Below are 1,674 nucleotides of genomic sequence, written 5' to 3' on the forward strand. Positions count from 1 at the left end.
AAGATTCACGCAAAGGGAGAGCGTGAGTTAACGGACATGTTCGAACGTTTTGTTTTACATTATGGATTCGAATATGAATTCTGTAATCCTGGCAAGGGAAATGAAAAAGGACACGTTGAAAACATGGTGAAGTATTCACGAAACAACTATTTATTACCTGCGCTATCGCTTACAGATTTAAATGAATTGAATGAGCAATTATGGGAAAAGGCTGAGAAAGACTGGGAACGGATTCACTATGAAAAGAAGCGAAAGCAGTCTGAACTTCATTTAGAGTCCGTCGCAAAACATTTAGTTTTACCAGAAAAGGAGTTTAATTGCGCTCGTATCATGACTGCGAAAGCAGACAAATCTGGATTTGTGCACATCGATTCAAAACTTTATTCTACTTCACCGCGTTTTGCGCAAAAGAAAGTGTTCGTAGAAGTTCTGTATGATGAAATTCGGATTTTAAACGAAAACTATGAATGCATTGTAAAGCATCCGAGATTGTATGGCAATCAGGCCAAATCTATGGTTTGGCAACCTTATTTAAAATTATTGGCACAACGGCCAAAAGCAATTAAATATTCGGGTGTATATGATCATTTACCATCAGAATGGCAAGCCTATTTAAAAGCCTCTACGGAAGATGAGCAAAAGGCAGCACTATCACTTTTAGCAGAATTAATGACCGTAGCTACATTTGGTCAACTAAACGAAGCGTTGATGACCGCATCTAGTAATGGGCATCCTTCGGCTGAACAAATTAGGCAGGCTTTTAATGCACAAAAATTCAATCAGCAGCTCTATCAGGACATTCAAACCTCTGAGGAAATCCCTAAACTGCCAGAAGTGACTAGAGGTTCAAGTCACTATGATGATCTTTTTAAAATGGAGGAGAAATCATGACGCAGCTACTAGAGGATTGTGCAAAACGTTTGAAATTAAGTCAGTTACGTTCACATATTGCGGAATTAACCGCTGATCAAATTCAGTTTCTAGAGCAGCTCTTTACACGAGAAATTGAGCATCGTGAAGCAACAAAACTGAATTTATTATTAAAGCAGGCGCAGTTGCCTCAAAGTGGTCATGAGCCGTTTAATTGGCAGCATGTGCAACTAGCCAAAACATTATCGAAAGAGGATTTATGGGATGGACAGTTTATCTCTGAAAAGGAGAATCTTATTCTTTACGGTGGTGTAGGCACTGGAAAAACTTACTTAAGTCGTTGCATTGCATTAAATGCCATTACTAAGTTTGGTCATAAAGTACGCTTTTACACAATTGCAGGACTCGTTAATCAACTGATTGATGCGAATCAAAAAGGGCAGCTGAATAAATTAATGAACCAAATTGATAAATTAGACCTCCTTATTCTTGATGAGCTAGGCTATATTCCGTTAGGAAAAGAAGGGGCAGAGCTTCTCTTTCAAGTGATTTCGATGTGTTATGAAAAGCGTAGCGTCATTATTACGACGAACCTTCAATTTGGACAATGGAATCATGTATTTGGGAATCAAATTTTAACAGAGGCGGTAATCGATCGCTTAATCCATCATTCACATTTAATCATCTTTACTGGAGAAAGCTATCGATACCGTAATTCTAGTATTCGAAAATAAGTAAAAATAGTGTTGGCAAGTGGTCGCAAAATTAATGACCATTTATTACATTTTTTGATTGCCAAATGCA

The 1,674-nt window shown here is 37.8% G+C and carries 2 protein-coding genes; both read left to right on the forward strand.

Annotated features, from left to right (window positions below; genetic code table 11):
• Positions 1-891 (forward strand): transposase (locus D8M03_RS17495; RefSeq protein WP_211331008.1); only part of this gene is annotated, 891 nt, incomplete at its 5' end.
• The gene (gene istB / locus D8M03_RS17500) at positions 888-1,604 is read left to right on the forward strand and encodes an IS21-like element helper ATPase IstB (RefSeq protein WP_121216053.1); all 717 of its coding nucleotides are present in this window, start codon (positions 888-890) and stop codon (positions 1,602-1,604) included. The genes D8M03_RS17495 and istB, both read left to right, overlap by 4 nt.
• Positions 1,605-1,674 lie beyond the last annotated feature (70 nt).

The organism is Ureibacillus endophyticus, assembly GCF_003628435.1.
Classification (GTDB): domain Bacteria; phylum Bacillota; class Bacilli; order Bacillales_A; family Planococcaceae; genus Ureibacillus; species Ureibacillus endophyticus.

What these genes read in the sequence shown, in the direction of transcription:
- istB (WP_121216053.1), top strand. Translation starts at nt 888, where the DNA reads ATGACGCAGCTACTAGAGGATTGTGCAAAACGTTTGAAATTAAGTCAG.